This window comes from Pseudovibrio axinellae, assembly GCF_900110875.1.
Taxonomy (GTDB): domain Bacteria; phylum Pseudomonadota; class Alphaproteobacteria; order Rhizobiales; family Stappiaceae; genus Pseudovibrio; species Pseudovibrio axinellae.
Map to the genome: position 1 here is coordinate 1 of NZ_FOFM01000018.1, position 21,310 is coordinate 21,310.

Sequence of the window (21,310 nt, forward strand, 5' to 3'; positions counted from 1 at the left end):
CTCTCCGCGAATAGCAGCAAGCGCGACTTTTGCATTAAAGGCCGGACTATGGTTTCGACGAGCACGTCTGGTCATGGTGGTCTCCTGTTCTTGGCTGCATGCCAGTTTCAGAAGCTAAATCCACTTAGACAACCTGTCCGATTTTCCCAAGCCAGCTCTTCTTTGGTAGGTAGCCTCAATCGCAACGGCCTGCTGGTGTTGCTTCTTAATATTGGTTCAATTGGCTCAGCTTTGCAGCTCGTGTTTACTCAGGCATTTACAGCAACAGCGGCTGAAGGTGGTTTTGCCGGCGCTGCTGTTTGGGCTGTAATTCGCTTTGGTGTGGCACGCGGTGTGTTCTCCAATGAAGCAGGTCTTGGTTCTGCGCCAATCGCTCATGCAGTTGCTGCAACCAACAGCCCGGTTGATCAAGGCCTGATCGCGATGCTGGGCACATTCATTGATACAATCATTGTTTGTAGTATCACGGGCCTTGCTATTGTTGCTTCTGGAGCTGCTTTGACATCTTTGGCGTTTGAGTCAGCATTGCCGGGCATCGGTGGACCGCTTATTGCCATTTCTCTTTCGGTTGTCGCATTCACGACCATTCTCGGTTGGAGCTTTTATGGTGAAAAGTGTATCGGTTTCTTCTTGGGAAGCCGTGCGTTAAAGCCTTACCGCGTTCTTTGGGTTGCCGCGATCTACTTTGGCGCAACTGCGGACCTAGGCTTCATTTGGCTGCTTGCTGATACGATGAATGCGATGATGGCTATTCCGAATCTCATAGCCCTATTGCTGCTGAGCCCGGTTGTCTTTCGGTTAACCCGGGAGTTCTTTGCTTCGAAAGGAAGTGGCGAAGAGGTCGAAAACGCTCCGGCTGAGTAAGAGAAAAGATCGTTCTTGGAACTGGGCTGGGTTGGTGTGAAATAACCTTGTGTTCGCACTCAAGACGGCGCGACTAAGAGTGATGAGATAGCTTCGATACAAATGAAGACGATTATGAAAACCCGCCCGCTTAACTGTACAGCGGGCGGGTTTCTGTTAAAGCTTTTGCCACACTCCACCTTGGCTTGAACTGTTAACCGCTGTCTCGATAAAACGAAGGCCGTCCAGTCCGTCTTCTACACCAGGTAATAGTGCGGTAATATCGGGTTCTGGAAGGCCAAGTAGGTGCGCGCTTAGGGCCTCTGCAAAGTCATTGTAAAGAGTTGCAAATGCTTCCAAGTAACCTTCCGGGTGCCCTCCTGGTATGCGTGAAATAGCGTTGGCTAACGAGCTTGCGCCTGCGCCATTTCGCGTAATGAGACGCGTAGTTTGTCCAAATGGGGTGAACTTCATGAAGTTTGGATCTTCCTGTGCCCACTCCAATCCTCCTTTGTCGCCGTAAACGCGCAATCGCAAACCATTCTCATTACCGGGCGCAATCTGAGATGCCCACAATGTGCCTTTTGCCCCGTTTTCGTAACGCAACAAGATTTGTACGTCATCATCCAGAGCTCGGCCCTCAACAAAACTCGTTAGTTCGCCAAGCACTTCGGTCGCCTTTAACCCGGATACAAATGTTGCCAGGTTGTAGGCATGTGTCCCGATGTCGCCGATACACCCTCCAACACCGGCTCGATTTGGGTCGGTTCGCCAGCTGGCTTGTTTTTGACCAGTTGCCTCCAAGCGCTCGGTCAGCCAATCCTGCGGGTATTCTACTTGGATAATCCGGATGTTACCCAAGGTTCCTTGAGCGACCATTTCCCGAGCTTGTCGGACCATGGGATATCCAGTGTAGTTGTGGGTCAGCAGGAATAGCTTGCCTGTGTCCTGCACCACCTGCAAAAGACGTGCGCTGTCTTCCACGCTTGTGGTCATTGGTTTATCGCAGATAACGTGAAAACCAGCCTCTAGCATGGTGCGGGCAACGCGGTAGTGAACATGGTTGGGGGTGACAATTGCCACTACATCAACCGGATCAGAACGTTGTTGCTCCTTCTGCGCCATTTCCTCAAAGGAGGGGTAGACCCGCTCCGGGGCAATATGAAGTTTTGCTCCAGAGGACCTTGCCCGCTCAGGGTCTGAAGACAGTGCACCAGCGACCAGTTCGTAGCGATCGTCGATCCTGGATGCGATGCGGTGGACACCGCCGATGAATGCCCCCTCCCCGCCTCCAACCATTCCGAGGCGAAGGCGGCGGCTAAGTGTTGCTGGTGCTCGAACTTCGATTGTATTTTTTGCAGTTTGAATAGTCATATCGCATGCTCCATCACGAGTAGGCCGAGGATATTGCGGTTGATGGCATCATCGGTGTCCGCGCCAGCGAAGTCATCGAATGCGTGATCTGTTACACGAATAATGCGATCGGCAATGAAACCTGCTCCTTCGGCGGCACCTTGTTCTGGGTGTTTAAGAGCACATTCCCACTCCATAACTGCCCTGCCATCAGAGTTCATCGCGGTAAGTTTAGAGAATATAGCCTCAAAGTCCACTTGTCCGTCTCCAAGGAAGCGGAACCGGCCAGCACGATTAACCCAGCTTTGATAACCAGAATACACGCCCTGCTTTGGAGAGGCATTGAACTCTGCGTCTTTAACATGGAACATTTTTATGCGGTCAGCATAAACATCAAGGAAGCCATGATAGTCCAGCTGCTGCATAAGGAAATGGGTTGGATCGTACAGAATGTTTGCCCGAGGATGGTTGTTAACGCGCTCAAGGAACATTTCAAAAGTGTTTCCGTCATGCAGGTCTTCGCCGGGGTGGATCTTATAGCACACATTCACGCCGGCTTCGTCAAAGGCGCTGAGGATTGGGGTCCAACGCCGGGCGAGCTCGTGAAATGCTTCCTCTACCAATCCGGCAGGTCGTTGCGGCCTTGGGTATATGTAGGGCCATGCAAGAGCGCCGGAAAATCTCACATGGTCGCTTATTCCAAAGTTCTGTGATGCCTGAGCTGCATAGAGCATCTGTTGAACTGCCCATTGTTGGCGCGCTTTTGGTTTGCTGCGTACGTGCTGTGCTGCAAAGCCATCAAACATTTGGTCATACGCAGGATGAACAGCAATCAGCTGAACCTGTAAATGGGTAAAGCAACAGCCACAGACAAAAGTAAGCCTCTGAAATTTAGGGTTACTTTTTGGGTCGAGCGCAATAGCAAGCACGTTCGCGGGAAAAAACGCTCCTATGAAAATATCAAGATGTTGGTGCTCGCCAGTTATGAAATGGTGCGCCATAGCCAAGGTGAGTACACGATCATTGTGTCTTATCGCGATGAGCAGGGTCTTGAAGAGATAATCCAAAACATCATTGGCGAAATCCACGAGCAGGCCGATTGGAACAACTGCTTGGCCGAGGACGTTTGTCTTGCAGTATTGGATGGGTCTGAACGAATGTGGAACTGATTTACACTGCTGTGGTAACAAAGGCGACTGCAAGCTCGCCTCTACAATGAAGGATGCTGCGGCAAAGACCGATGTCTACTTCAGTGCCGCAGCAAACTATTAGATGCTCGGCTTAGAAGCTGGTTTGCGATCTGAATTACCAGAGTTTGGCTCACCTTTCGGCTCGATCAAGAGAACTTTGACTTCTTTCGCGGCCCGTGGGCGATGCACAACGCCTCTGGGAACGATAAATAACTCACCAGCTTTGACAGTCCGGGAGGGCTCCCCTTCAATATCCATCTCCATTTCACCTTCTAAGACATAAAAGAAATCATCCGTCTTATCATGCTTGTGGAATGGGTATTCGCCAGAGAACTTTACAACCATCACATCGTTTTCATTGTAGTCCGCAATCACATGCGGGTCCCAGTGGCTTGAGAATTGGGTCAGTTTTTCATTAACATTAACTGTCTTCATCTCTATAGTCCTGTATTCATTCTTAATTGTCTAACTGTCTTCGAAGGAGAAAACAGATTTCAAGCGGTCCAAATAATGGAGGTGTTAAAACACAAGATCTCATGCCAGGTCTTGAACGATCGTGCACGCACGATTGGGTCCAGACAGCGCCTTGGCAAGCTGGTATCCAACGCATTGAAGCCTTTTTTTCTGGCGAAGCTTACGCACCACATCGTCACGACACGTATTCCATCGGCTACACAATTAAAGGCGTTCAGAGCTTTGACTATCGTGGAGTGCGTGCAGATAGCACCTCAGGGCAGGTGATTGTCCTACACCCCGATGAACTTCATGACGGAGAAGCTGGTACAGATGAGGGCTTTCATTATCGGATGCTATACATAGAACCAGCGATGGTTAGAGAAGCTCTTGGCCAATCTGCAAATGCACTTCCATTTGTAAAAGAAGCTGTTTTTAGCGACCAAAGATTATATTGGGCGATACTCGCAGCCTTTTCCGATATGCATCTTACACTGGACCCGGTTGCACTCGATGAAATCATCACACTTTTGGCAGATGGTTTACTAACAAAAGACTCCTCAGCCAATAAAGCTGTAGGTTCCTTCATTGATGTCAGGGCAACTCGTCTTGCACGGGACTATCTTGATGCAAATATCGATCAGAAGGTTGTCTCAGAGGAGCTTGAGACCGTTACCGGGCAAGATCGCTATTCGCTAGCTCGCCAGTTCCGCAAGGCCTATGGCACAAGCCCTTATCGCTATTTGATGATGCGCCGCCTTGATAAAGTTCGTGCTCAAATCACGACAGGAATGAGTTTGGCAAATGCAGCACTCAACGCTGGGTTCAGCGATCAAGCTCATATGACACGCCGGTTTAAAGCAAACTACGGCATCTCTCCAGGGCACTGGCAGCGTCTCGCTCGAAGAATGAAAACGCCATCTGACATGGATAATATCACTCAATTTCCCCGAAAGTCATAGACGCAATTGCAATGAACGGCAGTCTTGTGCGCCGAGCAATGGTTAAAGTGTCATACACATATAGTGCGCTAGGGGGCAATAGACGCCTGTCAGGTTTGAGGCTTAATGACTTAGCCAAACCCTTGGAATTTTTTACATGTATCCTCAATATACCCCGACAACGGTCCTGAAAACATCAGTGAAACCTTGCTGTTATTTGCCAAAGCATGTGGGATCGAGATCCGACATATCCAACTTGGAAAGCCTGCCCAGAATGCGTATGTGGAACGCTACAACAGAACGGTCAGGCAAGAATGGCTGGATCAAAACTGCTTTGAGAGCGTTGAACAAGCCCAGTGGGAAGCTACAAAATGGCTCTGGACTTACAACAACGAACGTCCCAACATGGCCATCGGCGGCATCACTCCCGCTACAAAACTAAAACGGGCAGCATAGCTCTATTACCAAACTCCTCAATAAATGGGGGATTACCCCCCCAGATCAAGCCCTAGATACATTTCGGCGCTCCCTTCTTAACCGAATAGGCTACCCTTTGTATTTAACGCTATTAATTTTCGGTATCAAAATAAATAATTGTAAAAACTTATACCCTAGCGGCAGTAGAGGCGTCAGTTTGAAGAAATACTGCCGTATTTGGATGTGTTTTATTGTTGTTTATTTGCTGGATATATGCGCTGTTAAAATCCAGGTGAAGGAGCAGATTGTTTGTTACCAAAGTCTCCTGTCAGGAAGGCTCTAGAGCGTCACTTAAGCGGAATAACTACATAATTTATAGCTGAATTGGTGCGATGTCGGCTGGTTTGCCACCTATACGTGAGGAATTGCTGGTGGGAGATTAAGTCTCCCACCAGCAACGGATTATAAGTCACAGTCACTTACGCTCGCATATAAAGCGCAGGCAAGCGGTCTAGATGTGTCCTAATTGTCTGTTCTGCCAAAGCCCCATCCCCAGTGCGTACGGCAGTCATCAGTTGGTTATGGTCTTCCTGCATCCCTTCACAAACAAAACCAACACGGCGCATTGCGGCGCGGTAGCGAGCACACTGATCGTGAAGCATGTGAAGGAAACGCAATGCCCAACTGGACCCTGCGCCTTCAATGAGAGTTATATGGAAGCTGCGATTGGCTTCTTCCCATTCATCCCAAAAATCGCGTTGGGAGGCTTGCCAAGTGCGCTCAATTTGCTGCAGGACATGGTGAGCATCCAACACGCGTTCCCGCCATTGGGTGTCCCCCTTCTCAACTGCAGTGCGCACGGTCGCTCCCTCTATAAGGCGGCGTTGTTCAACAATATCCAGAAACTCAGTTTGAGATAATTCGGGAATATAAAATCCTTTATGGGATTGGGTTGCAACCAGTCCTTGAGAAACCAAGCGAGAAAGTGCTTCTCGTACAGGTGTTGGTCCAATATCAAAAGAGCTACACATTTCACGAATGCGCAATTTGCTACCTGGCTCTAACTGACCAGACAAAATTGCCGTACGAAGGTGCGCGTATGCCCTGTCGATAAGTGAAGCCGATGATGGAGCATTTTGTGCGGTGACCGGTGCGGCGGCTCTTTCTAAGGTATCCTCTATTTTCAAAATAATCTGCCTTACAATTATAATCTATGCAATTTGGCGTTTCTCTTTTTAGATATGGAAACTAGATCTTTAGCTCTGTTGCCTGGCCAATTTAATGTTTGAACGTGCTTTGGCACAAATTGTGCGCACAATTGTAAAACAATATATAACCTATAAAAGCAATGAAATTGCGTAAATTTGACGTAACTTTCCAATAAAACGAGTGTGTTTTATGGAAAAATATTCTACATTATCGATTATTTTAGGGGAAACGGGCAATTTCAATCTCAATCCCCGAACAGTTGAAACTAGTTTACTTAGAGTTAGTTGGTTTCGTGTGTAATTCAATCTATATTTTAATAAAATACTTATAGCCGTACTATTTTAGAGGCAATTTTCTGTGGTTGGGGTCGCTTTACTTCAGTAGTCAAGGTTTGAAGGGACCAAATCATTAAGCAACGATTTGCCATTTATTGAACCACGCTTGTGTGAGCAGAAACGATTGTGCATTGATCCCGGCCCACGCGTGGCGTGTCCCCCTCAGATACGCTGAAAGAATCGATATGCAAATCATTGAGTCGGCTCAATCTGCGTGATGAATACGTTTCTACCGAAATAGACTGGTTGCTTTGAAGTCGTTATGCACGCATCGTTTCAAAAGACCAAAATAGCATTAACTCATTGAAATCATTATATTTAAAATGAGATATTACGTGAATGTTAAGAAGTGTTAACGCGGGTTAACTAAAAAGGGATTGAACTGAACTGCAGGTCCGCTACCCTTTCGACGCAAACACGGGCCATATGGGCGCACTTTCCGTTTGTAGATGACTAGAACCGTTTGAGGGCTAAGCGAAGTGGAATACGGCAACAACACTCTTTTGCGTGAGGAAACTCCGTCTGAGAAGATCTCCCGTTATTCGCAGCTCCTTTCTGGCCAGCTGCACCGGTTAAGACAAGAACTTTATCCGCCTGAAGCGCATAAATTGCTGCGCTCGTTCTCTTCTGTCGATGTTGCCCGTCTTATCGGTGTTTCTGAAAGCACCATTCGCCAGCTGGATCTGGACGGAGAAGGCCCGACGCCAACCCGTCTTGCCAATGGCCGCCGCAGTTACACGCTGCAGCAGATCAACGCGATCCGTGAGGTGCTTGCCGCCCGTAAAAAGGGCGATGAAGCCGTTAACATCCTGCCGCGCCGTCGCGACGGTGAAAAGCTGCAGGTGATTGCCTGCGCCAACTTTAAAGGCGGCTCCGCAAAAACCACCACAAGCACGCATCTTGCCCATTATCTGGCCTTGCGCGGCTACCGTGTGCTCGCGATTGATCTTGATCCGCAAGCCTCGCTTTCCGCGATGTTTGGTGTGCAGCCTGAGTTTGATGTTGAGCCAAACTGCACCTTGTTTGGAGCCCTTCGTTATGATGATGGCCGCCGGACATTGGGTGACGTGATCCGCCCGACCTATTTTGACAATCTGGATCTGGTTCCGGCCAACCTTGAGCTGGCCGAGTTTGAGCACATCGTGCCGACAGCGATCGCTTCTGGTGCGTCTACCGGCGAAAACATCTTCTTCCGCCGCATCCGCAACGTTCTGAACGAAGTTGATGATCGCTACGATGTTGTTGTGATCGATTGTCCGCCACAGCTTGGCTTCCTCACTCTGGGCGCGCTGTTTGCATCCACCGGATTGCTCATCACGCTGCACCCGCAAATGCTGGACCTTGCAAGCTGTAACCAGTTCCTCGGCATGAGTTCTGACCTGATGGCCGTGATTGAGAACAATGGCGGCGAAATGAATCTGGATTGGATGCGGTTCCTCGTGACCCGTCACAATCCAAATGACAGCCCGCAAACCCGTGTGGTTGGTTTGTTGCGTGCCCTTTTTGGCGAGGATGTGCTGACATCGCCAGCTTTGGAATCCACCGCGGTTGCCAATGCGGGCCTTGAAAAGAAATCGCTTTATGAACTGGAACCAGGAGCCATTGGCCGCGAAACGCTTAAGCGTGCGCTTGAATCTATGGATTCGGTAAACCGTGAAATTGAAGATCTTCTCCGCAGCTCTTGGGGTCGAGCACTATGAACAAAGCTAAGGACCGGAAAAACGCATTAGACACGCTGTTTTCAGGCGGCGGTATGGCCGGCATGGTTGCGGATGCAACAGCGCCGCGCCCCCGCTTGTCTTCCGGTGCTATTGGCGCAGCCGAGATCAACCTGATCAAGGACGAACGCGATAAGCTGCGTGAAGAATTGAAAACGCTGAACACGCAAATGGCGACCTCCGATAACGTGGTGGAACTGAACACTGAACAGGTTCAACCGTCCTTTGTTGCGGACCGTATGGAAGTTGCGTTTGATCCGGCCTTTGAGGCGCTTAAAGAGTCTATTGCGGAGACCGGACAGCAAGTGCCAATTCTGGTGCGTCCTGCGCCAGATGAAGACGGCATCTACCAGATTGCTTATGGCCACCGTCGTTGGAAAGCCTGCCGCGCATTGGGCAAGCCTGTCCGCGGTGTAATCAAACCGCTGTCTGATGAAGAATTGCTGGTGGCTCAAGGCCAGGAAAACCATGAGCGGAAAGACCTGAGTTTCATTGAAACCTGTCTCTTCGTCTTCCGCCTTGCTCAAGATTATCCGCAGACACTCATTGTCAAAGCCATTGGCAAAGATAAGTCTCTCGTTTCTAAACTCCGCAAGCTGGCGGCAACCATGCCTGAGGAGTTTTTACGCGTGATTGGGCCTGCCCCCAAAATCGGGCGGCCACGTTGGGAAGAGATGGCCAGTTTCTTCCACGATGGAGCATTGGCCAAGAACCACGCGAAAGCGCTTTCCTCTTTGTTTGCATTGGATTCCTTCAACGAGCTTCACAGCGATGAGCGTTTTGGTGAAGTTTTACAGGTTCTGCAGGAAACTCCCGCCGAATTGGAGACGACATCCGATGCGGATTCAGGTGAGATTGCAGTTTCGGCTCATACTCGCAAAGCGAGATATTCTGAATGGCTTGGCAACAAACACGTGCTTGTGAAGCATACTGGTAAAGCGACGGTCTTCTCCGTTGATAGCAAAACGCAGAGCGAATTTAGTGCGTTTTTGTTAAAGGAGCTGCCAGCGCTCATTAGCAAATTTGAAGACACGAAGGGGGAGGATGCCTGATGGTATGACCCTTTAAGGACGAAAGGCCCTGCTGACGGCAATCAGCAAGGCCCTAAAATCGTCGCCCAAGAGAGTGAAGAGCACTCGTCAAGGACCATCTTACGCGAGACCATCCTACGACGAACGCAGCCTGCGAATCAAGTCAGCATTGCTTTCTTGAATCGCTTTGTGGCGCATTTTTGCTGTTTCGGGCGCTCAATCCCCAATCTTACTTGGATAACACCGTAGGTCTTCCTTCGGTGAATGGGTTAGCTATGCAAAGCACCGGTGTTGCGTCCTTTCGCAAAATGACACCCGGCATGTTGGAAAGCCAGCGACTGGCAATGGCGAATGACATCGTCAAAACAACAAAGGCCGAGGTGGCAATCACATTGAAAAAGGCGGCCCCTGCTCTGGGGATTGATGGTACCGCCTACCATATTCTCGATATTCTGATCGGTCTGACACGGGCTGACGACTGGAGACAGGACCGCCGTCCGCTGGTCGCGATTTCCAATGACAAGTTGGCTGAATACGTGTGCCGCTCCACGCGCACCGTTATCCGTGCACTCAAGCGACTGGTTGAGGTGGGCATACTGGCTTACCGCGACAGCTCAACTGGCCGTCGTTTTATCTACCGCAATGGTGCAAGTGGTGAGATTGACCGTGGATATGGTTTTGACTTTTCGCCGGCGCGCCAGCGGATTGATGAGATCAAACGGATCGGGGAAGAGTTTCAGGCACGGGTGCGGGCAGAGCAGGAGGCAAAGCGGACTGTTAATCGGCTGTCTCGCGCAATCGTTGACGCTTGCCGCACCGGGCAAAGTGAGGGCGTGGATTGTACCGTGTTTCTAGAAGAACTCTCTGCCATTATGGAAACGCCAATGTTGCTTCTTGAGCGGGCAGACATGGTCTCAAAACTCTATGAACTGGTTGTGGAAGAGCTGGCAGAAGACAAAACCGGGGACGAGCAAACCGCTTCAGATTTCAAGGAAGACAACCAAATGTCAGGCGACCATGACATTGGTGTCACCCCATATAATATTACAACCCATCAAACTCCAATAAAGAGTAATAAACGGCAGCCATCTAACGATAGCTACTCTAAGACTAACTCCGCTTCTCACGAAGCTCCGAAGATTGCTCCTGAAAAAGACCAATCAAGCAAATTCTCTGCCAAATCCAACACTCCAGCTCAATTGCAATCTCCGCAATCTGGTCAATTAGATAACGGTTTAAGTGAGCATTTATCTGCTATTTCCATTGGTTTGATTGATAGTGCAACAACAGAAACCCAGGAGATGCTCGGTATGCGGTTCTCAAGTTGGGTTGATCTTTCCCAGTCCGGTGAACAACTTCGCTTGGCGATTGGTCTTTCCGAAGATGGCTGGAAACAAGCGATCATGGCGCTGGGTGAAAAAATGGCGGCGGCGGTTCTGGTCGTGACGGTTGAAAAGACCCTGCGCGATCCTGAGGGAATTTCGCGACCGGCGGGTTACTTCCGCGCCTGTGTTGACCGCGCCAAGGACGGAAAACTCGCCCTGCACAAGTCGCTTTATGGACTGGCTCTTGGGTAAGGGTCTGCAATGCCGGTTCTTTGTGGATGGCGTAGATGGATCCGCAAGTGTGGTGTTGATGAGTTTGTCTTTGATGTTTTCATTCCGCTAGATGGCTTAGGCGTGAGAGAGTGACATATTCTTATACTGATAGGCTTCTCAGGGAGCCCAGTTCAACCGGTTCTGCGCGATTTTCGACGGATTGCGTTCAATACGTTAACCATCAGCTCTATTGCTAGCGCTTCCGCTGATCGAAGGTATTTGCAAGGATATATAGATGCAGATTGAAATTCAGCCCTTTAATCCGGTATGGCTCAATCAGTTCATCGAGATCAAGCGGTCTCTTGAAATGTATTTACCTGAGAGTGCAATCATTCATCACGTTGGCTCAACTGCTGTTCCTGGACTGGTTGCCAAAGACATTATTGATATTCAGATCACACTTCAGTCGCTTGATGATATTTGCGAAGAAACGATGACTTCCGCTGGTTTCTTGCGCGGGAAACCTGTGTGGGACTACAGTCCATCGGGAATGCGCTTACCTCCGGAGGAACTCGCTAAACGTTTCTATCGTCAAAAAACGCCAATCGCTGCTAATATCCATGTGAGGGAAGTGGGACGTTTTAACCAACGATACGCGCTGCTCTGTCGTGACTATTTGCGCACGCATGCCAAAGTGGCGGCTGCATATGGCAAGATCAAATTAGAACTAGCCAAACGATTTCCAGATGATGTGGACGCTTATCACGACATTAAAGACCCGGTTTTTGATCTCATTATGGCTGGCGCAGAAATTTGGGCATCAACCACAAAGTGGCGCATCCCTTCAGGGGATTAGCATGAGTGGCTAGAGCAGACATTAGCAGCTTGGTTTGCACGAAAGTCATTCAGCGCACTGATCTGAAGGTGAACTTAGGGGCAAAGAGCTTCATCCCGCGAGATGGCTGATGTCATTTAGTTTTACAACTCTGGAAGAACCATCATTCTCTCGTTTCAAATACGTGAGACTGCAGGGTCTGATGTCGTACATAATGTTTTTAAGGTGAGTATCGCTTGAAAGGCCAAGCCACCAGTTGATGATACAGATGATGGCGTTTGCGTGACTAATGGTTATGAGCCTCTCTATATTGGTACTCGCCAAGAATTCCATGTAGGTCGCAATTCGAGAATACAACATCCGCCAGCTTTCACCCTGATCGTAAGGAATCCAATCAAGAACGGGTTCGGTTGGAGAGACCCAGATTTTCTGGGCTTCTGCTTTTGAGAGGCCGTTTGACACGCCGTTGTTCAACTCACGCAACTGCTGGGCTTTGGTGAACGCATTTCCGGTTTTCTCAGTTATCCATTCCGCGGTTTGCACTGCGCGCGTCAGGTCACTGGTAAAAATTTGGAAGGCATGAGTTGGAACAGACTTTGCCAAGTATTCAGCAGTTTGCTTTGCTTGAGTGATGCCGAGAGGTGTAAGTGTTGAATTTGTCCAACCGCCCACAACACCTTCCAGCATGTGCCCACTTTCACCATGTCTCAGAAGAATGAATTAATACCACCGGAGTCCTGTTGCTCTACCTACATATGAATAAACGATGTGGAGTGTCAGGAGCTCATAGCGTCGCTGGCTTCTTCATTTTGCTCGGTTGGCAATTCTATCCGAAGATGCGGGCTTGCCTTGCGTGTGACGAACTCGGCATGGAGATATTCAAGAACGCGTCGTTGGCCGGGAAAACTGAACAGCTCCATAGCATCATCAAATGAGAACCATTGATAAGCGTCGTGCTCTTCGTTGATGGTGATTGGCGTATCGCTGGAGACAAAGCTCACGAACACTGGAAGTTTCTGGATGATGTTCTTTTCCGGAACATAGAACTCTTCGCAAAGATCAGCGGACCAGAGTTCGGTGAGAACCAAACCGGTTTCCTCTTTCACCTCTCGTAATGCTGCTTCCCAACCAGTCTCATTTGGTTCAACCTTGCCGGCGACCTGACACCAGGCTCCAAGCAGAGTGTTAGCGCGGCGCATGAGCAAGACCTGCGGCTCCTCTGCATTCAAGTCGAGCAGAAAAACAGAGACAGCATTGCTAAGGACGGGAATATTATTGGGGCGCATGAGTAACTCATAAAATATAGATCCAAGAGACCATGAGCATACTCATAGAAAATTCAAAAACCAAGAGGGACGAAGGGCAGGAGATAACTCCCCTGCCCTCATTATTAAGTTTTGGATTGGGCCGCTGGACCTGGAACCTGGCTGTCGTCATAAAACTGACCTCGCGTGCGGTTGGCATATGAAACCAGGGCCAACATCACAGGCACTTCAACCAAGACACCAACGACTGTTGCTAAGGCTGCACCAGAGGTGACTCCGAACAAACTGATTGCGACAGCAACGGCCAATTCAAAGAAGTTTGAAGCGCCGATCATTGCACCGGGTGCGGCCACATTGTGTGGCTGACGCCATTTCCTCATCCAGAAGTACGTCACGAAGAAAATCAGGATAGTTTGAATGAGCAGCGGGATTGCGATCAGGACAATGTCCCCTGGTGATGAGATGATGTTGTCGGCCTGAAGTCCGAACAACAAGAACACTGTGCCCACCAGACCGGCGATCGAAAACGGTTTCATCCCTGCGCTGAAGGAGGAAAGATGCTCTTCATCTTTAAGTGCCATGCGGGTTAACCACCCTGCCCCCAAAGGCAGCGCGACAAACAGCGCGGTTGAAACCAACAAGACATCCCATGGGACGATGATGTTAGAGACATCCAAAAGAAACGCAGCGATTGGCGCGAAGGCGAAAATCATGATTAAGTCATTGGTTGCAACCTGCGCAACGGTGTAACTTGCATTCCCCTTTGTCAGATAGGACCAGACAAACACCATAGCGGTACATGGGGCAACACCAAGCAAGATCATGCCCGCGACGTATTGGTCAGCTAAATCGGCTGGAATAAACGGCGCGAATAGATGACGCATGAATAGCACCGCGAGCGCAGCCATCGTGAAAGGTTTGACCAGCCAGTTCATGGCAAGCGTTACGATGAGGCCCTTTGGTTTGACGAAGCAGTTTCGAACCTCGGTAAATTCGACCTGTACCATCATAGGGTAAATCATCAACCAGATCAGAACTGCAATAACCAGGTTGATCCCGCCAACCTGTAGGTCTCCGACTAATTGAAAGAGGCCTGGTTGAAGGAAGCCTGTTCCCACTCCCAGTGCCATTGCTAGCCCCACCCATACTGAGAGATAGCGTTCGAAATTGCCCATGACTTCTCCTGCCTATCGTCGATAGACGATTTAATTTGACAAATACTAGAGTTTAAAGCTGCTTTCAAAGAGGAAGCTAAAGCTCTTTAATTCTGATCGATTGACGGAATAACATATGCGCGGACGTTGAACTTCAGCCAGTATGAAGCCTGCATCCTTCAAGATACGGAGGTGTTCGGACACGGTGGATTGAGCCAGGCCGATCGAGTTCACCAGGTCGCCACCGACGCAGCCGGGTTGAGCCGCCATTATTTTGAGAAGGCGAACACGCGCTGGATGTGCCAAGGCTTTCGCCTGGACTGCAAGTTTTTCTTCCTCCTCCTCATTGAGAGAAGCAGGCTCGAATTCTGTTACGCAGGTGTTTTCTGTCATCGGTATTTCCGTATATCGTCGATACACGATATAATCTCATAAGGGGGCATTAGCAAGGCCTTTCAGCGTTGACAGCTGTCAACTTTCTCAAACTTAAGTTGACAGCTATACCGACCTACCCTCTAAAACCTATCGTGCAGCGGAGTGATATTCTGGATTCGGCCGCATGCCTGTTGCTGAAGCCATGCGGTTTGACATGGAAAAGAATGCAGCAACTTCGCAAATGTCCCAAATATCTTCTTCACAAAAGCCAACATTTCGAAGACCTTGCCGGTCACCCTCAACGACCTCAGAGGAGGCTTTAGCAACTTTCCTAGCGAAGTCGAGCATGACCCGCTGTTTCTCAGTCAACTCTGCAAAGCGATAGTTCATGAGCATTGCTTCACCCAGCGCTGGCGTTTTGGAATACCCCCTGACGGCCGCGCCATGCGCGACTTGGCAGTACCAACACGAGTTGATTGATGAGACCACAACGGCGATCATCTCTCGTTCCAACTTTGATATACCGGAGTCTCCCAGCATCAGTTCGTTGTACATTTGAGAAAATGCTCTGAGTTTTGCAGGACGGTGGGCGAATGCGACGAGCACGTTTGGGATTAGGCCCAGCTTACTCTGACATTTTGAAAACAGTTCTTGAATGTCTTCCGGTAAGGGCTCCGGAAGACCAAGTTTGAGGTTGGTTGGATGGTCGAGTTTGGTGAAATCTAACTTTGGAAATGCCTTGGTGTTCACGTGCGTTCTCCTCAAAAGATTGAACTTAGCGCTGTTTGCTTGGGTTGTCTTTTCGACGAAAGGAGACCTGCAATAGGGGCACACTGCTGTCCTCTGGGTGTTGGAATATGCAGGAGCGCAGCAGTGTGCGGTTGATTGCAAGGGTAAGTTTCATACTCAACCGTAACTCCAGATTGGTAGATTGTCTGTGAGAGTGCAACAATTCAAGTGTAACAAAGTGTCGTCGTATTAGCGGGGAAACGTGAGCTTCAAGTGGACAGCTGTCAACTTTTTCCGCTGTTGCGAGAAATCTATTTCGAAATATCTTGATCGTCGCAATGAGTTAGTAGACCAAATTAGGCTAGTCTCGCCGCAGAGAAAGAGGTCTTAAAATGATAAGAAAGTTGCCTGAAAGTACCGAAAATGTTCTCGGGTTTGAAGTCGATGGTAAGGTCACCCTTGAGCAAGAACTGGAATTGATTGCGATGGTCGAAGCTGCTCTTGATACTCATGGGAAGGTTAGCGTCTTGGTTATTTTAGACGAAAAGGCTAGCTGGGGTATCGAGGCGGGATATAAGGACCTTAAGTGGGCAATGAAGCACGTGAAGAGCTTTCATAGGATCGCAGTTGTCTCCGACCGGAAGATCTGGGAATGGTTTGTCGCGATCGATAGCCCATTTGCAAAGATGCTTGGCATCGGTGAAAAACACTTCGATATGGCAAACCTAAACAAGGCATGGGAATGGGTCCGCGAGTAGCTTTCAGCGCTCCGTCTCCGCTCCCTAGCGCGAATTGCATCCATTCTGACAACCAGGAACACCAATCCATAAGCTCAAAGACAACGGTACAATGCTATCAGAACGGGCGTTGAAATTCCTTATTGTATGTCTCGGCTATGCTTGGATCTAACTCAAAATCCAAGCGCCTTGCGACTCTTCAACTGTCCATTTCCATGATGGGATATGTTCGGGATGGACCTTGTTTCGCTCAGTAACACCCGATCAAAATCGGTGTGGATGATGCGACTCAACAAATGATTGATGACCTCCAGGTAATTGTACGCTGCCTCTATCCTCATGAGATGGTAGTGCACACGCGCGCGAAATCAATTCGGCAGGTAGACGCGGCGGGGTGTTAGAGAGGCCGTTAATGTTAATCCTCAGATTATCTAGATCGAGGATTTCTGCACGCTCCACGCGTGCCATGGCCTTCAAAGTTGACAACTGTCCACTTAACCTGCGCGATGGTTTTGGGGTGATAAACGTGCAAGAACGCGCAATGCCGTAAGCTTCCTTGGTTCGTTAGGCCTCCATCTAATGAGATTTGTCCAAGCGTTATCGATCAACGCACCAGTCCAAAGCGCCTTGGGGTTCCCGATTATCGGCTAAGCTTGCGGGCTATGTTGAGTAGGAACATCCAGAGGATAGCCTGTAACCAAACGAACCCAATCATGTCCCAGCTGATGGCGGGCACTAAATAACCACTTCGACAGATGACAACTGCAAAGAGTTGCGTCGCAATAACCGCCATCAGCAATTTGGGTGACGGCAAAGGCGCTTCCCAAAACCAGTGGTCGTGCCTACACACAAATAACAGGAGGTGTCCTGCCAGAACCAACTGGAGGAACATGACGCTTTGTAGCTCGTCCGACGGTACATTTAGCCAATGACGGGCTACTAACATGAGAATAAAGTTCTGTAGTACCGAGATGAGACCGAGCAGTGTGGAGGTGCGTAACATGCTTCCCAATTGCCACTCCATAGGCTTTGGCGCGGCTTCGGTGTTGTCATAGGCGATGGTGATGATTGGGATATCATCAAGCAGTGCCAACATTACAATCATGATTGCGGTTAGAGGGATTTCGTCAAGTATCAATACGCTGAGGGAGACGAACACCATCAGGTTAATTGTCATTGCTACGCGGTAATCTACATAACTGATCATGCGGGCAAATATCTTGCGCGCCTCAATCACGGCATCCGTAATCACCGAAAGACCGGGCAAAGTTAGTATCAAGTCTGCAGCCGAACGTGCTGCGTCCGTTGCTCCGGAAACGGCTATGCCCACATCAGCCTGCTTCAATGCTGGCGCATCATTTACGCCATCTCCTGTCATTGCCACGTCATAGCCAGACTGCTGGAGTGCTTTGACAATCCCATATTTGTGATCGGGAAAGACGCGCGCAAATCCGTCTGCATTGACTATTTCGTTGCGAATGGAAGTTGGCAGATGATCCATGTCGGTGGTCTTAGAGAAGACCTGGGCCGCGCTCTTCAATGATGTGCCAAGACCGAGCTGCCCTGCAATCTCGCTGCCTATCGCGAGGTCGTCGCCGGTAACCATCTTTACGATGATGCCCGCGTCTTGTGTTTCTTTAACCACTGCTTTGGAATCATCTCGTGGCGGATCATATAATGAGAGGATTCCCAATAGCTGCATTTCTTGGCTTTTGCCGCTTTTAGCGATTGCAAGTGCTCGTAATCCTTTGAGCGCAAATTGGTGTACGGCTGTCCTGGCTTTGGTTTTGTCTGCCTCGGAATTATTACAAAGGTCAATCACCACCTGTGGTGCGCCTTTGGTCACTTTGAAGCTGCCCTCTGGCCCGGTGACAGTTGCTTCGGTTCGTTTGCTCACAGGATCAAAAGGCGTGAAAGTGTTCTGCTTATAAAGGTCAAGCATCTGATTATCAGCCTGGCTGACAATTAGATGGTCGATGACATCCTTCTCAATTGCACTTGAGGCAAGGGCTGCCATTACGACAAGCTCCTTTTCACTCGTCGCGCCGAAAAGAAGTGATTTACCAAGTGCCAGTTCGTTCTTTGTTAGTGTCCCTGTTTTGTCAGAGCAAAGTACGGTGACACCTGCTAATTCTTCGATAGCTTCAAGGTTGGAGACTATGGCCTTCTTTTTGGAAAGCATGAGCGCGCCTAAAGCCATAGTCACAGAGAGTACTGCTGGCATCGCGACAGGGATGGAGGCGATCACCAGAACCAGCACCAACTCAATGATGTCCAAAATGCTCTGCTCCAAATACACTTGCTTTATGATAATGAGCGTTGCCAGCAGTGCCGTTCCCATGATGAGAAATTTGCCAATACCCAAGACACTCTTTTGGAAATGCGAAGGGTTGCCAGCTGATTGTACGAGTTTGGCAGTGTTACCGAAAAAAGTTCCGGCCCCGGTTGCGGTCACGAGTGCTTGTACGGTTCCCTGTTTGATGATCGAACCTGAGTAGGCGACGTCGCCCACTTGTTTATCTACGGGCAATGATTCACCGGTGAGGGCAGCCTGATCGACAGAGATATACAGGCCACTTGCTAGAATACAGTCCGCTGGAATGATGTCACCGTTTTCTAGGTTGATGATGTCACCCGGAACGATTTCACTCGCTGGCAGGTCCACCCAAACTCCATTTCGTTTGACACGTGCTTTCAACGCCATTGATGATTTGAGAGCTGCAAGTGCGTCCGCTGCTTTGCTACTTTGAGAAAACTCAATCCCGGCATTCAAGACCAGCATAAAAACGATAATCGTGAAATCTGCCCAGTGCTCTATCAATGCTGAAAGAATAGCTGCGATTTCTATCAACCACGGTATCGGCCCCCAAAATGTTGCAAGGAGTTGCAGAAGCTTATTCGGCTGCTTTTCTTCTAGTGCGTTAGGCCCGTATTTCTTCAGCCGGTTCACTGCTGTGGATTGCGTCAGTCCGAGCTCGGAACTCTTCAGGCGTTTGAACTCCAAGGCAAGGTTGGGTGTCGTCTCCTGTTCAGCCATCAGGTCTTTCCACGGTTTGCACGCACTCCACTAAGCTATCTTCGCGGGACTGCGTAAACGGTTGGTGAGAGGGGATGGAGCTTCCGTCTGCTTTGGTTTGTTAGTTGCTAAACGAGACGCTCAAATTGAATGTGCTTTGTTCGAGACCAAATCTATATCTTGAGTTGTAGTTGCGCCGATTTCATTTCCGTAACATACTCATGGGTATGTTTTAAACTGGGAGGGAAAATCATGCGCGCTGTTGTCTGTTCAGAGTTCGGACCGCCAGAAGCTTTGAGTGTGCAGGAAGTTGAACGCAAAGAGCCGAAAAAGGGTCAAGTACGAATTTCCGTAGAAGCCGCCGGGGTCAATTTTCCGGATACATTGGTGATCGCGGGTAAGTACCAGATCAAACCACCGATGCCTTTTGTTCCGGGCGGTGAGGTCGCCGGTCGAATTGATGCGGTCGGGGAGGGGGTAACACAGTTTGCTCCAGGTGATGCTGTGATGGCGCTTCTCTTGCAGCAGGGCGGGTTTGCAGAAGAGGTTGTGGTTGAGGCTTCAGCAGTTATGAAGCGGCCTGAGACTATGTCTGCGCAGGCTGCTGCTGGTTTCACGATGACCTATGGAACTTCCATGCATGCATTAAAGCAGCGGGCAGATCTAAAAGCAGGTGAAACCTTGCTCGTGCTTGGTGCTGGTGGCGGTGTTGGCCTCACAGCCGTTGAGATTGGTAAAGCGATGGGGGCTAAAGTGATTGCTGCCGCCAGCTCGGCGGAAAAGCTGGAGGCAGCACGAAAAGCCGGCGCAGACGAGCTCATCAACTACTCGACACAAGACCTTAGGGAGCGGCTTAAGGAAATTACCGGTAAAGCAGGTGTTGATGTGGTATACGATCCTGTGGGCGGGGAGCTTTTTGAACAAGCACTACGCTCAACCGCATGGAATGGGCGTGCGTTGGTCATAGGCTTTGCATCAGGTGATATTCCAACTATCCCGGTCAATTTGCCTTTGCTTAAAGGGTGTGCGGTCATCGGTGTGTTTTGGGGAGCTTTCCGCATGAGAGAGCCTCTGGAAGATAAAAAGAACCTTTCAGAGCTGTTTGAATGGATACAGGAAGGCAAAATCAATCCAGTGGTCAGTAAGAGCTATTCACTTGATGAAGCCTCTCAAGCCCTCCGAGATCTGATGGAAAGACGTGTTATTGGCAAGGTTGTCCTGGAAACAGGGAAGGCATAAGCATGGAACCCAGATTTGCAAATATGACTGCCCTCATTACTGGGGCTGGTAGCGGAATTGGCCGGGCGACTGCAATCCGGTTGGCTGACGAAGGCGCGGCTCTCGCGCTCGTGGACCTCAATGAAACTGGGCTGGAAGAAACGGCCTCTATGCTTCCTGAGGGATGCCGCGCACGCATCTATGTTGTTGATGTAGCAGACGAAAAGGCCGTAGAAACCTGTGCGGTAGACGTTGAGAATACGTTTGGCGGTATCAGCGTACTTTGCAACAATGCTGGTATGATCTGCGAAGGGTCTTGGGGCAGAAGCCAGGAAGACTTTGCGGATTGGCGCAAAGTTTACGAGGTTAATGTGCTTGGGGCCATGCTTTTCACTAAGTACACCCGTGAGCAACTCAAGGCGTCTGGTGTAGGCTCCATTGTGAACACAGCTTCTGTTGCAGGAATCAGGGCAGGGGCAGGCGGAAATGCCTACAGCGCTTCAAAGGCTGCGCTCATAAACTTTACGAAGACTTCGGCCTGTGACTTTGGTGAGCATGGGGTACGCGTGAATGCTGTATGTCCTGGCCTTATCGAAACCGGCATGACAAAGCCTGTGTTTGATTATGCTCGTCATGCAGGAAAAGAAGAAAAGCTGGGCTCAAGGGCGGAGCTTCGCCGTCATGGTGATCCTACTGAAGTTGCAGCAACTATCGCGTTTCTCGCCAGTAAGGATGCAAGCTTTATCACCGGTCAGGCGCTCGCAGTGGATGGCGGCAATACATCCTCTCTCAACATGCCTGGAATGAAAGCCTAAGCGCTGAGAGGTCTGTAAGACAATAAAAAAGCCAGTCTGCAACACCGGGCAATGCTGTTGCGGACTGGCTTTTTCTAACCCACAGGGGTGGATCAGATATTTCAGATTATGAAATTATTTTGTAAACAATCTCAAGTA

19 protein-coding genes and 2 pseudogenes are annotated in these 21,310 nt (G+C 49.5%); 11 read left to right on the forward strand and 10 right to left on the reverse strand.

Going from position 1 to position 21,310, the window contains the following annotated elements; all coding sequences use genetic code 11:
- The first annotated feature begins 195 nt into the window (after positions 1–195).
- A complete protein-coding gene (locus BMZ51_RS21215) occupies positions 196–864 on the forward strand; it encodes an alanine:cation symporter family protein (protein WP_425287461.1) in 669 nt (222 codons plus the stop codon).
- Between the two features lie 156 nt (positions 865–1,020).
- Here the strand turns inward: BMZ51_RS21215 and BMZ51_RS21220 are convergent, their stop codons facing one another.
- The gene (locus BMZ51_RS21220) at positions 1,021–2,217 is read right to left on the reverse strand and encodes a Gfo/Idh/MocA family protein (RefSeq protein ID WP_068006544.1); all 1,197 of its coding nucleotides are present in this window, start codon (positions 2,215–2,217) and stop codon (positions 1,021–1,023) included.
- Positions 2,214–3,050 (reverse strand): annotated as a pseudogene (locus BMZ51_RS21225) (sugar phosphate isomerase/epimerase family protein); the annotation flags it as partial. The gene BMZ51_RS21220 and the pseudogene BMZ51_RS21225, both read right to left, overlap by 4 nt.
- Here BMZ51_RS21225 and BMZ51_RS24580 point away from each other — a divergent pair.
- On the forward strand, positions 3,045–3,365 hold the full coding sequence (locus BMZ51_RS24580) for a hypothetical protein (protein ID WP_244271390.1): 321 nt from the start codon (positions 3,045–3,047) through the stop codon (positions 3,363–3,365). The pseudogene BMZ51_RS21225 and the gene BMZ51_RS24580 overlap by 6 nt on opposite strands.
- 99 nt (positions 3,366–3,464) lie before the next feature.
- On the opposite strand, the gene BMZ51_RS21235 is transcribed toward BMZ51_RS24580, so the two are convergent.
- On the reverse strand, positions 3,465–3,821 hold the full coding sequence (locus BMZ51_RS21235; RefSeq protein WP_068006549.1) for a cupin domain-containing protein: 357 nt from the start codon (positions 3,819–3,821) through the stop codon (positions 3,465–3,467).
- A 101-nt stretch (positions 3,822–3,922) separates the two neighbouring features.
- Between BMZ51_RS21235 and BMZ51_RS21240 the strand changes: the two genes are divergently transcribed.
- On the forward strand, positions 3,923–4,801 hold the full coding sequence (locus BMZ51_RS21240; RefSeq protein ID WP_074882315.1) for an AraC family transcriptional regulator: 879 nt from the start codon (positions 3,923–3,925) through the stop codon (positions 4,799–4,801).
- 144 nt (positions 4,802–4,945) lie between these two features.
- Positions 4,946–5,236, forward strand: a pseudogene (locus BMZ51_RS21245) (integrase core domain-containing protein); the annotation flags it as partial.
- 440 nt (positions 5,237–5,676) lie between these two features.
- Here BMZ51_RS21245 and BMZ51_RS21250 read toward each other — a convergent pair.
- Positions 5,677–6,384: a GntR family transcriptional regulator gene (locus BMZ51_RS21250; protein WP_208979617.1), complete on the reverse strand. Its 708-nt coding sequence runs from the start codon at positions 6,382–6,384 to the stop codon at positions 5,677–5,679.
- Positions 6,385–7,220: 836 nt separating this feature from the next.
- On the opposite strand from BMZ51_RS21250, the gene repA reads away from it, so the two are divergent.
- The 4 genes from repA (at position 7,221) to BMZ51_RS21270 (ending at position 11,884) form a co-directional block, all read left to right on the forward strand.
- The gene (repA, locus tag BMZ51_RS21255) at positions 7,221–8,441 is read left to right on the forward strand and encodes a plasmid partitioning protein RepA (protein ID WP_068006551.1); all 1,221 of its coding nucleotides are present in this window, start codon (positions 7,221–7,223) and stop codon (positions 8,439–8,441) included.
- The gene (repB, locus tag BMZ51_RS21260; RefSeq protein ID WP_068006553.1) at positions 8,438–9,511 is read left to right on the forward strand and encodes a plasmid partitioning protein RepB; all 1,074 of its coding nucleotides are present in this window, start codon (positions 8,438–8,440) and stop codon (positions 9,509–9,511) included. The genes repA and repB overlap by 4 nt, the downstream gene beginning before the upstream one ends.
- A gap of 254 nt (positions 9,512–9,765) precedes the next feature.
- Positions 9,766–11,067 carry a plasmid replication protein RepC gene (repC, locus tag BMZ51_RS21265; RefSeq protein WP_068006555.1) on the forward strand — a complete coding sequence of 434 codons (1,302 nt, stop codon included), beginning with the start codon at positions 9,766–9,768 and terminating at the stop codon, positions 11,065–11,067.
- Between the two features lie 256 nt (positions 11,068–11,323).
- Positions 11,324–11,884: a GrpB family protein gene (locus BMZ51_RS21270; RefSeq protein WP_068006557.1), complete on the forward strand. Its 561-nt coding sequence runs from the start codon at positions 11,324–11,326 to the stop codon at positions 11,882–11,884.
- Between the two features lie 90 nt (positions 11,885–11,974).
- On the opposite strand, the gene BMZ51_RS21275 is transcribed toward BMZ51_RS21270, so the two are convergent.
- The 5 genes from BMZ51_RS21275 to BMZ51_RS21295 form a co-directional block, all read right to left on the reverse strand.
- Positions 11,975–12,580 carry a histidine phosphatase family protein gene (locus BMZ51_RS21275; protein ID WP_338061186.1) on the reverse strand — a complete coding sequence of 202 codons (606 nt, stop codon included), beginning with the start codon at positions 12,578–12,580 and terminating at the stop codon, positions 11,975–11,977.
- 59 nt (positions 12,581–12,639) lie between these two features.
- Positions 12,640–13,149 (reverse strand): NUDIX hydrolase, encoded by a 510-nt coding sequence (locus BMZ51_RS21280; protein ID WP_068006566.1) that lies wholly within the window; start codon positions 13,147–13,149, stop codon positions 12,640–12,642.
- Positions 13,150–13,253: 104 nt separating this feature from the next.
- A complete protein-coding gene (gene arsB / locus BMZ51_RS21285) occupies positions 13,254–14,303 on the reverse strand; it encodes an ACR3 family arsenite efflux transporter (protein ID WP_068006567.1) in 1,050 nt (349 codons plus the stop codon).
- A 45-nt stretch (positions 14,304–14,348) separates the two neighbouring features.
- Positions 14,349–14,675 carry an ArsR/SmtB family transcription factor gene (locus BMZ51_RS21290; protein WP_068006568.1) on the reverse strand — a complete coding sequence of 109 codons (327 nt, stop codon included), beginning with the start codon at positions 14,673–14,675 and terminating at the stop codon, positions 14,349–14,351.
- A gap of 129 nt (positions 14,676–14,804) precedes the next feature.
- Positions 14,805–15,407 carry a peroxidase-related enzyme gene (locus BMZ51_RS21295; RefSeq protein ID WP_068006570.1) on the reverse strand — a complete coding sequence of 201 codons (603 nt, stop codon included), beginning with the start codon at positions 15,405–15,407 and terminating at the stop codon, positions 14,805–14,807.
- A 371-nt stretch (positions 15,408–15,778) separates the two neighbouring features.
- Here BMZ51_RS21295 and BMZ51_RS21300 point away from each other — a divergent pair, with 371 nt between their 5' ends.
- Positions 15,779–16,144 carry a SpoIIAA family protein gene (locus tag BMZ51_RS21300; protein ID WP_068006572.1) on the forward strand — a complete coding sequence of 122 codons (366 nt, stop codon included), beginning with the start codon at positions 15,779–15,781 and terminating at the stop codon, positions 16,142–16,144.
- A 619-nt stretch (positions 16,145–16,763) separates the two neighbouring features.
- Here BMZ51_RS21300 and BMZ51_RS21305 read toward each other — a convergent pair.
- On the reverse strand, positions 16,764–19,160 hold the full coding sequence (locus BMZ51_RS21305) for a plasma-membrane proton-efflux P-type ATPase (protein ID WP_068006573.1): 2,397 nt from the start codon (positions 19,158–19,160) through the stop codon (positions 16,764–16,766).
- A 231-nt stretch (positions 19,161–19,391) separates the two neighbouring features.
- Here BMZ51_RS21305 and BMZ51_RS21310 point away from each other — a divergent pair, with 231 nt between their 5' ends.
- Both BMZ51_RS21310 and BMZ51_RS21315 read left to right on the forward strand, forming a co-directional pair.
- Positions 19,392–20,378, forward strand: coding sequence for an NADPH:quinone oxidoreductase family protein (locus BMZ51_RS21310; RefSeq protein WP_068006575.1), 987 nt, complete (start codon positions 19,392–19,394; stop codon positions 20,376–20,378).
- Positions 20,379–20,380: 2 nt separating this feature from the next.
- Positions 20,381–21,172, forward strand: a complete 792-nt coding sequence (locus tag BMZ51_RS21315; RefSeq protein ID WP_068006577.1) for an SDR family NAD(P)-dependent oxidoreductase — start codon at positions 20,381–20,383, stop codon at positions 21,170–21,172.
- Positions 21,173–21,310: the final 138 nt, after the last annotated feature.

What these genes read in the sequence shown, in the direction of transcription:
- BMZ51_RS24580 (WP_244271390.1), top strand. Translation starts at nt 3,045, where the DNA reads ATGGGTAAAGCAACAGCCACAGACAAAAGTAAGCCTCTGAAATTTAGG.
- BMZ51_RS21300 (WP_068006572.1), top strand. Translation starts at nt 15,779, where the DNA reads ATGATAAGAAAGTTGCCTGAAAGTACCGAAAATGTTCTCGGGTTTGAA.
- arsB (WP_068006567.1), bottom strand. Translation starts at nt 14,303, where the DNA reads ATGGGCAATTTCGAACGCTATCTCTCAGTATGGGTGGGGCTAGCAATG.
- BMZ51_RS21270 (WP_068006557.1), top strand. Translation starts at nt 11,324, where the DNA reads ATGCAGATTGAAATTCAGCCCTTTAATCCGGTATGGCTCAATCAGTTC.
- BMZ51_RS21220 (WP_068006544.1), bottom strand. Translation starts at nt 2,217, where the DNA reads ATGACTATTCAAACTGCAAAAAATACAATCGAAGTTCGAGCACCAGCA.
- BMZ51_RS21315 (WP_068006577.1), top strand. Translation starts at nt 20,381, where the DNA reads ATGGAACCCAGATTTGCAAATATGACTGCCCTCATTACTGGGGCTGGT.
- repB (WP_068006553.1), top strand. Translation starts at nt 8,438, where the DNA reads ATGAACAAAGCTAAGGACCGGAAAAACGCATTAGACACGCTGTTTTCA.
- BMZ51_RS21305 (WP_068006573.1), bottom strand. Translation starts at nt 19,160, where the DNA reads ATGGCTGAACAGGAGACGACACCCAACCTTGCCTTGGAGTTCAAACGC.
- BMZ51_RS21235 (WP_068006549.1), bottom strand. Translation starts at nt 3,821, where the DNA reads ATGAAGACAGTTAATGTTAATGAAAAACTGACCCAATTCTCAAGCCAC.
- BMZ51_RS21280 (WP_068006566.1), bottom strand. Translation starts at nt 13,149, where the DNA reads ATGCGCCCCAATAATATTCCCGTCCTTAGCAATGCTGTCTCTGTTTTT.
- BMZ51_RS21290 (WP_068006568.1), bottom strand. Translation starts at nt 14,675, where the DNA reads ATGACAGAAAACACCTGCGTAACAGAATTCGAGCCTGCTTCTCTCAAT.
- BMZ51_RS21240 (WP_074882315.1), top strand. Translation starts at nt 3,923, where the DNA reads ATGCCAGGTCTTGAACGATCGTGCACGCACGATTGGGTCCAGACAGCG.
- BMZ51_RS21310 (WP_068006575.1), top strand. Translation starts at nt 19,392, where the DNA reads ATGCGCGCTGTTGTCTGTTCAGAGTTCGGACCGCCAGAAGCTTTGAGT.
- repC (WP_068006555.1), top strand. Translation starts at nt 9,766, where the DNA reads ATGCAAAGCACCGGTGTTGCGTCCTTTCGCAAAATGACACCCGGCATG.